General features: G+C 70.9%; 5 protein-coding genes. 2 read left to right on the plus strand and 3 right to left on the minus strand.

The window, feature by feature from the left end:
- Nucleotides 1-117: 117 nt before the first annotated feature.
- The 3 genes from ADK67_RS06185 to ADK67_RS06195 all read right to left on the minus strand — a co-directional run bounded on the left by ADK67_RS06185 (nt 118) and on the right by ADK67_RS06195 (nt 2,973).
- Nucleotides 118-714 carry a TetR family transcriptional regulator gene (locus ADK67_RS06185; protein ID WP_053715422.1) on the minus strand — a complete coding sequence of 199 codons (597 nt, stop codon included), beginning with the start codon at nt 712-714 and terminating at the stop codon, nt 118-120.
- Nucleotides 715-805: 91 nt separating this feature from the next.
- Nucleotides 806-2,305: an MFS transporter gene (locus tag ADK67_RS06190; RefSeq protein ID WP_197289309.1), complete on the minus strand. Its 1,500-nt coding sequence runs from the start codon at nt 2,303-2,305 to the stop codon at nt 806-808.
- Nucleotides 2,306-2,322: 17 nt separating this feature from the next.
- Nucleotides 2,323-2,973, minus strand: a complete 651-nt coding sequence (locus ADK67_RS06195; protein ID WP_053715423.1) for an LppX_LprAFG lipoprotein — start codon at nt 2,971-2,973, stop codon at nt 2,323-2,325.
- A 150-nt stretch (nt 2,974-3,123) separates the two neighbouring features.
- On the opposite strand from ADK67_RS06195, the gene ADK67_RS06200 reads away from it, so the two are divergent.
- Nucleotides 3,124-4,467 carry a glutamine synthetase family protein gene (locus ADK67_RS06200; RefSeq protein ID WP_053715424.1) on the plus strand — a complete coding sequence of 448 codons (1,344 nt, stop codon included), beginning with the start codon at nt 3,124-3,126 and terminating at the stop codon, nt 4,465-4,467.
- 59 nt (nt 4,468-4,526) lie between these two features.
- A complete protein-coding gene (locus ADK67_RS06205) occupies nt 4,527-8,570 on the plus strand; it encodes an FkbM family methyltransferase (RefSeq protein ID WP_157619958.1) in 4,044 nt (1,347 codons plus the stop codon).
- Nucleotides 8,571-8,974 lie beyond the last annotated feature (404 nt).

An 8,974-nucleotide genomic window follows, 5' to 3' on the forward strand; every position in this document is an offset into this window, starting at 1 on the left:
CGGGGGTGGTTTCGGCGGGTCCGCTGGTTTTCAACCGAGGTACGAGAACAGTGTTTCCGTACATTTTCGGGCCATGTTCACCCGATCGTGTTTCCCCGAGTCCCGGCGAAGCCAAGCCTACCGCGTAGCTGTGACCTGCGCAGATACCATCCGTCGGGCCGCCTCCACCACGGCGGCACGGCGGTGGGCCAGGTCGAGCGGACCCGTCACCATCCGGGCCACCTGCGGCACGGCCTGCCACCACGACGTCAGCGACATGATCAGCAACACCAAGTCGGCGGCGTCCGGCGACGGCGGCACCGCCCCGTCCGACTGAGCCGTCCGGAACGCCTCGACCTTCCGCTGGTAGTGCGCGGCCCGTCCCTCCTCGTCGGGCACCGCCCCGTCCCCGTACGCCAACGCCTCCCACTGCAACAACCGCACCAAGTGCGGATTGGCCACGTGGTAATCGAAGCACCGCCCCGCGTACTCGCCGACGTCCCGCAACGACTCCGGATCGAACGGCACGGCCGCCGCGATCTTCGCCAACTCGTCCGACAACACCGCGTGGAACAGCTGTTCCTTGTCGCCGAAGTAGTTGTAGAGCCGCTCCTTGTTCACCCCGGCCCGCGCCGCGATCCGCTCCACCCGAGTGCCCGCCAACCCGTGCGCGGCGAACTCGACGACCGCCGCCTCCTTCAGGCGCCGACGCGTCTCCTCGGTGTTCCAGGCCACCCCGCGATGATAACCAACCGAACCGTTGAACCCGGCGGCCGAAGCCCAGCGACCGAAACCCAGAAACCCAGAAACCCAGAAGCTCAGAAGCTCAGCGAGCCGAACGGGGCAGCAGCAGCGACACCACCGCGCCGACACCGCAGATCACCGCGGTGATCCAGAAGATCTCGTGGTACTCCGTCAGCAGCGCCGCCGTCAGCGCCTCCCGGTAAGCCTCCGCCTTCTCGGCGAACTCCTCCGGCGACATCCCGAACGGCAGCGGCGTGTCCAAGTCCGCCGTCAGCTCGCGGAACCGGTGCAGCCCCCAAGCCGACAACCCGGCCACCCCGACCAGCATCCCCGTCATCCGCGCCACCACCACGGCAGCCGAAGCCACACCGTGCTGGGCATCGGGCACCACCCGCAGCACCGCCGCCGACACCGGCGCGATCACCAACCCCAACCCGAACCCGGCCACCGCCAGATCCCGTCCCACCACGAACGACGACACCGTCGCCGGCCACTGCGCGATCAGCACGTACGCGCCCGCCGCCACGACCAGCCCGACGAACGACACCCAACGGTCACCCAACCGGGTCCGCGCCGCCAACCACCCGCCGACCAGCGCACCCACCGGCAACGCGATCAGGAACCGCGCCAACATCCCCGCCGCCCCGGCCGAGTCACGCCCCAGCACGGTCTGCGCGAACAGCTCCACGTCCACCAACGTCACCATCAACGCCGCACCGGCCGCCAGCGACACCCCGAGTGAAGCCAGGAACGGCCGCATGGCCACCCCCGCCGGATCCAGCAGCCGCACCGACGACCGCCGCTCCCACAGCACGAACGCGACGAACACCACCGCGGCCCCACCGAGCGCCGGCCACCCCCACGACGGCAGCACGGACCGCGACGGGTCGGGGTTGTAGAGCCCCACGACCAGCATCGACAACGCCAACGCCAACAACCCGCCGCCGACGAAGTCGATCCGCACCGACGACCGGACCGACCGCGGCACGGTCACCTGCACGACCGCCATCGCGATGGCCGCCAACGGCAGGTTCACCCAGAACACCCACCGCCAGCTCTGCGGCTCCACCGACTCGAAGAACGACCAGGCGTTGAACAACGACGCCAACCCGACGCCGTACAGGGTGCCCAGCACGCTGCCCAACTCCTGCGCCGCGCCGACCACGCCCAACGCCGACGCACGCCGTTCCGCCGACCACAGGTCCGCGACCAACGCCATCGTCACCGGCAGCAACGCCCCACCGGCCAGCCCCTGCACCACCCGCCCGGCCACCAGCAGCGGCAGGTCGCCCGCCAGCGCCGTCACCGCCGAGCCGACCGCGAACCCGATCAGGCACAGGTGCAGCACCAGCCGCCGCCCGTACCGGTCCGACAGCTGCCCCAGCAACGGCATCCCGGCGACGTACCCGAGCAGATACCCGGTCACGACGGGTGTCGCGCGTTCCAGGTGGTTCACCGGGATGCCCAGGTCACGCACCATGTCGACGAGCACGCCGACGACCACGTACGCGTCGAGCGCGCCCAGCAGCACCGCCGTCGCGCCGGCGCCGATCGCCAGCCGACGAGCGCGAACCGCACCCACGGAACCCACCGCCGAACTCACGCGGGCGGTGAAACGGTGACGGGCTTGTTGAAGTCGGACAGCTCGATCGTCACCTTCGCCCCGCTCGGCAACGTGAACAGCGCCTTCTGCAGCTTCTCGTCCTTCACCGAGAACACCGAGGCGACGTCGGCGTCGATGCCCGGCACCAGCCCGGCGACCACGTCACGCGGCACGGTCGCCTCGACCACCGCGAGGCCGTCGTCGTTCGACACCGTCTTGGCGTCGCGCGCGTCGGCCAGCACGCGGGCCACGCCCCGGTCGGGGTCGAGGATCGCGGTCGGGTCGTACACCTGGCCCGCCAGCGCCGCGGGCAGCTTGGTGAACCCGCCGGTCGGACCCTTGAAGTACAGGTCCTGCCCCACCAGCACGTACTCGACCTCGATCAGCTGGCCGAACTGCTCGACCTTCGCCCGGCCCTGCGACTCGCCCTCGGCGTTCAGGTCGCCCTCGGCGTCCTTCACGGTCACGCCCGGCAGCTCGCCGTCGACCTTGATCGTGAAGTGGGTGCTGGTCACGGCCTTCATCCCGGCGGACGCCTTGGCCAGCAGGTCCGGCCCGTCGGGTTGGGCCCCGGCGCCACCGGAGGACGTGCAGCCCGCCACGAGTGCGAGCAGGAGCGACCCGATCAGGGCGCGACGAGGGAGCATGGGTGAATCGTAGATCCAGCCGTCCCCCGGCAGGGCGAAACACCACCGCAAGTCCCTGACCTGCGCAATCACCTCGGCACGGCAAACGGCGCAGTGCGTTCGGCCGAGTCGGCAACGCGCGGTTAACCGTCCTTACCTAGGCTTCGGGTCATGAACCGCCAGCAGGAGTTCGTGCTCCGCACCCTCGAGGAACGCGACATCCGGTTCGTCCGGTTGTGGTTCACCGACGTCCTCGGTTTCCTGAAGTCGGTGGCGATCGCTCCCGCGGAGCTCGAAGGGGCCTTCAGCGAAGGCATCGGCTTCGACGGCTCCGCGATCGAGGGCTTCGCCCGCGTGTACGAGTCGGACATGGTGGCCAAGCCGGACCCGTCGACGTTCCAGGTGCTGCCCTGGCAGACGCCCGACAAGAGCCACTACTCGGCGCGGATGTTCTGCGACATCGCCATGCCGGACGGCTCGCCGTCGTGGGCGGACCCGCGGCACGTGCTGCGCCGCACCCTGGCGAAGGCCAGCGAGGCGGGCTTCACCTGCTACGTGCACCCGGAGATGGAGTTCTTCCTGCTCAAGGGCCTGCCGGACGACGGGAGCGAGCCCGCTCCGGCGGACAACGGCGGTTTCTTCGACCAGACCAGCCACGAGACCGCGACCCACTTCCGCCGCCACGCCATCGAGGCGCTGGAGGCGATGGGCATCTCGGTCGAGTTCAGCCACCACGAGGGCGCGCCCGGCCAGCAGGAGATCGACCTCCGCTACGCCGACGCGCTGACCATGGCCGACAACGTGATGACGTTCCGGTACGTGATCAAGGAAGTCGCGATCACGCAGGGCGTGCGGGCCTCGTTCATGCCGAAGCCGTTCACCGACCAGCCCGGCAGCGGCATGCACACGCACGTCAGCCTGTTCGAGGGCGACCGCAACGCGTTCTACGACGCCGAGGACCCGTACCAGCTGTCCGACACCGGCAAGATGTTCGTCGCCGGCCTGTTGAAGCACGCCCGGGAGATCTCCGGCGTGACCAACCAATGGGTGAATTCCTACAAGCGGCTGATCGTGGGCGGCGAGGCGCCGACGGCGGTGTGCTGGGGCCACGCGAACCGGTCCGCGCTGGTCCGCGTGCCGATGTACTCGCCGGGCAAGTCGTCGTCGCGCCGGGTCGAGATCCGCTCGCTCGACTCCGCCTGCAACCCGTACCTGGCGTACGCGGTGATCCTGGCGGCCGGGCTCAAGGGCATCGAGAAGGGCTACGAGCTGCCGCCGCCCGCCGAGGACGACGTGTGGTCGCTGACCGATCGCGAACGGCGCGCCGCCGGGTACGACAACCTGCCGCAGAACCTCGGCGAGGCATTGACCGAGATGGAGAACTCCGAACTGCTCCCCGAAGCGCTGGGCGAGCACGTCTACGACTTCTTCCTGCGCAACAAGCGGACCGAGTGGGACGCGTATCGGCGCAGCGTGACGCCGTACGAGTTGCGCACCCTGTTGCCGGTCCTGTGAGGGAGACACCCGTGCGGGTGGTCCACACCGGGCACTCGGAGAAGCTAGGTTTGCAGACCGTGACCGAGGTGCCCGCGCGTTCGGAATCCCGTCCCACGTTCATCGCCTGCACGGTGGCGACCGCCGCCGAACTGCCCGCGGTGAAGGTGCTGTCCAGCTCGTTCCTGGGCAACCACCCGCAGGCCAGGTTCCTGGCGCTGGTCGTCGACGCCCTGCCGGAGAACTCCGGTCCGGGCCTCGTCACCCCCGCCGACCTGGGCATGAGCCAGGACGAGCTGGCGGAGCTGGCCACCGGCTGCACGGCGGCGCAGCTGTGCGGCGTGCTGCGGCCCAAGCTCCTGGAGCAGCTCCTTGGCCAGGGCGTGCCGGTGTTGTACCTGGACCCGTGGGTGCAGGTGCTCAACCCGCTCACGGACCTGGTCGAGGCCGCCGTGCGCCGCGGGCCGCTGGTCCTGCTGCCGAGGGCGCTGCGGCCGTTGCCGGACGACGGCCTGCGCCCGACACCGACGGAACTGCTCGAAACGGGCGTGTTCGACCCGGGGTTCCTGCTGGTCGCGCCGGGCGCCGAGCCGTTCCTGCAGTCCCTCGGCGAACAGCTGCGCCGCACCCCGGACGCCACCAAGGCCGTGCTCGACATGGCTCCCGCGCTGGTCAACCTGCACGTCCTGCGTGACGCGACGGTCGGCCTGTCGGTGTGGAACGCCGCCCAACGCGACCTCCACCGCCGCCCGGACGGCATGTTGACGACGATCGGCGAACCGGTCCGCAGCGTCCACTTCGCGGGCTTCGACCCGCACCGCCCGTGGCTGCTGTCCGCGGACTTCGCCGACCGCCCCCGCGTGCTGCTGTCGGAACACCCGCAGCTGGCGGAGCTGTGCGCGGCGTACCGGGCGGAACTGGTGCGCAAGGGCCACTCACCCCAACGGGTCCGCTACGGCTTCGGCCAACTGCCGGACGGCACCCAGATCCCGGACGAGCTGCGCGCGGACTACCGCGAAGCCGCCAGGACCCACCCGGGCTCCGCCTTCAGCCCAGGCGGCAGGCCCCCCACCGAACCGGCTACCACCGAACCGGCCGCCATCAACGGCACCCGCCTGAGCACCGCGCCCGAGGTTCCGCACAGCGAGGCCACCTCGGCTGCACCTGCCGAGCCCGAGTCGGAAACCGCCGATCCGGCACCGACCGACGCCGAGACCACCGCTGCCGAGCCGACCGCGCCGGTCGCGGATGCCGATGCTGCCGTGCCCGCATCCGCCGAGATCGAGCCGGGTGTCACCGCTTCAGCACCCGAAAGCCCTGACCCCGAGAGCCCCGAACCCGAAAGCCCCGAACCCGCCGCCGACCTGCCTCGACCGGCCGTCGACGAGCACCCGGCCCCACTCCCGCCCGCCGTGCACGTCCGCCCGGCTGTCGCACCTCCGGCGGTCACGTCCCCGACCGACGCCGCACAAGCACTCCCGTCCCAGGCCACCCGCAGCACCCCACCCCCAGCCTTCGGCCCCGACGGCGGAGCGGGGTTCGTGGCCTGGGCGAGCGAGCCCGTGACCGGCCTGCCCGGCAGCACGCGCTGGGCCGTCGCGCTCTGGCGCTCCGACCAAGCCCTCCGCACCCAGTTCCCCGACCCGTTTGGCGTGGACGGCCCGGCGTTCCGCGACTGGTGCGCGAGCGTCGGCGTGGCGGCGGGCCGGTTGCCGGTGTCCGCCGTGCCCCGCTCCCGCGCCGAAGGCCCCGTCCTGCACGACCAGCTCGGCGTCTCCGTCCTCGGCACGGGCCCGATCGCCGAACTCGTCCACGCCGCCGCCCGCGCGTCCGGCCTCCCGACCTCGACCACCGCCGGCTACCCGGTCGTGATCCGCGTCGGCACCACTGAACGCGTCCCGGACAGCCGCTTCGTCGTCGACTACCTCCTCGACGACGACCAGCCGACCGACGCCGCCGAGCTCTGGGTCCCCTCCGAGGCGACCCGCGCCACCTTCGAACGCCCGGGCGGCCCGACCGTCCGCGTCCTCCCGCTCCCGGTCCGGGAAGCCGAGCCCCAAGCCCTCGAAGCACACGACGGGGTGATCTTCGGCGCTCTCGCCGATCACGCCGTCGACCGCGCGGGCAACGTGCTCGGCGCCGTCTCCGCGTTCCTCTCCGCCTTCCCCGACCGCAACGACGTGACGTTGCGCATCGAGGTCACCCACGCGCACGCCCACCCCGAGGCCGCCGAACGACTGCGCCTCGCCACCGCCGCCGACCCGCGCATCGAACTGGTCGACACGCTCGGCGCCGTCGACTGCCTCGTCCACCTGCACCGGGGCGGCGCGGGCGACCGGATCGCGCACACCCTCGCCGAGCACGCCGCCCGGGCCACGCCGATCCTCACCGCCGACCACGGCGCGGTGGCCGAGCTGTTCGACAAGGCCGCGGTGATCTTCGTGCCGTGCCGGCAGGGCGTCGAACCCGACGTCCAGGCCGCCGCCAAGCTCATGCGCGCCCTCGCCGACGACCTGCCGACGGCCGTCGCGATCGGCATCACGGGACGCGACCACGTCCGCGCCACCCGTGACGTCGCCAAGGTCGGCGAAGTTCTCCGCGAACGCGTCGAGCACGCCTACCGCGGCTGGCGCGCCCGCCGGGCCAAGCCCGCGCCGACCGTCGACCCGTTGAAGGCGCTGCACTCGGCCAAGCACGCCCTGCTGCGCCAACCCGACGTGGGCACGGCCAGCCGCACGCCCATGGCGCCGCAGCTGCGCAAGATGGTCCTGCGCGTCCTCGACCACTACGACAACCACATGCGCAACGTCCTCACGTCCCTGGTCGACGGGGTCGAGCGCACGGTCTCCGAGCTGGTCCGCCGCCAGGACGACCTGTCCACCGGCGTGGGCCTGGGCGAGCTGGAGGTGCTGCGCGCCGAGCTGGAGCAGCACGCCGAGCACCAGGGCCACCTCGCCGACCAGCTCGTGGGCGTCGACGACGGCGTCGTCCGGGTCCGCGCGGACCTGGCCGGCCAGGGACGGCGGGTCCGGGAGATCGAGGACGCCGTGGTCGCCGAGGCGGCCAAGCGCGCCAAGCAGGGCGACGCCCTGGCCCAGCGCATCGACAAGCTCGCCGTCGCGCTCGAACGCACCCTCGACCGGATCGACTCGCTGGAGTCCAAGGTCGTGGACGTGCTGCGGGACCGCGACACCAAGCTCGACGCCGGCCTGCGCGCCGCGAACCAGGCGCAGCAGACGGCCGACGCCCTGCGCCGCGTCGTCGTGCGCGAGCACGAGCGGCACGGCGAGACGGTGCCGCGCAGTTCGCTCGTGCTGACCGACGTCGGTCTGCTGCGGCTGCCGTCGGACGACGCGTTCATGCTCCCGATGCTGTCCAGCAACGGGGTGTGGGAGACGGACCTGTCGGAGCTGATCGACGCGGTGGTCGAGCCGGACGGGATCTTCCTCGACGTCGGCGCGTACGTCGGGTACCAGACCGTGCGGATGCTCAGCCGGTTCGGCACGGGCGGCGCGGTGGTCGCGGTCGAGCCGTGCCCGTCCTCGCGGGCGCTGCTGCGGCACAACGTCGACGTCAACCTGCCCGAACGGGTGGCTCAGCAGCTCGTCCTGGTGGACGCCGCCGCGTGGGAGAGCACGGGCGAGCTGGCCACCCAACCGTCGTTGACCGGCGGGGTGTCGGTGGCGCCGCTGCCGGAAGGCGCCGGCGAGGACGTGCCTCGGGTGCGTGCGGCCAGGCTCGACAAGGAGCTGGAGGCCGTGCCGTCGTTGCACGGACGCAAGCTGTCCGTCGTTCGGGTGGACGCGCCCGGTCGCGGTCACCGCGCGTTGGCCGGCCTGGTGCGCCTGCTGCGCCGGGATCGCCCGCACGTGTTCCTGGAGTTCTCCGCTACGGCGACCGAGGGTTTCGGCGACGATCCGGTCACGGTCCTGAAGGAGTTCCGCATCTGGGGCTACGACCTGGTGCCGGTGGCCACCCGGGAACCGGCCACGCCGGAGCAGATCGTGACCGCGATGGAGGGCATGCGGACCATCTCGTTGTGGCTGCGACCCCGTCCGGTGGCGCCCAAAGGGCCGGGCCCGCAGGTCGCCAAGCCGGTTCGCACCGCTCCCGCAGGCCGCTGACCAGGCGATTTGACACCGGCGAAGGTCATGAGTAACTTTTACCGAGTCGCCAGCAAGAACCTCGGAACGAGCGGTTGACACCGCGAATCGGGCCGAGTAGACTACTGCGGCGTCAAGCTCCCAGAAACGAATAAGCAGCACAGCGTGCTGCCTCCGCTCTGGAAACTGATACAAATTGAATGCTAAGCGAGTTTGTCGCGGAGCCGAGAAGCCGAAACCGGCCGATTTGACACCGCGAAAACGAACGAGCTAAGGTTCAACCACAGCAAGCGAAACACCGGAAACACAAAGCCCCGGAATGAACCGCGGTAAGACGCGGGACAAGATGGTGAGCGCGTGTTCTTTGAGAACTCAACAGCGTGCCGAATAGCCAGTAAATTTATGAACCTCGTCAAGAGGTTTCC

It is taken from the genome of Saccharothrix sp. NRRL B-16348 (assembly GCF_001280085.1).
In the GTDB taxonomy this organism is placed as follows: domain Bacteria; phylum Actinomycetota; class Actinomycetes; order Mycobacteriales; family Pseudonocardiaceae; genus Actinosynnema.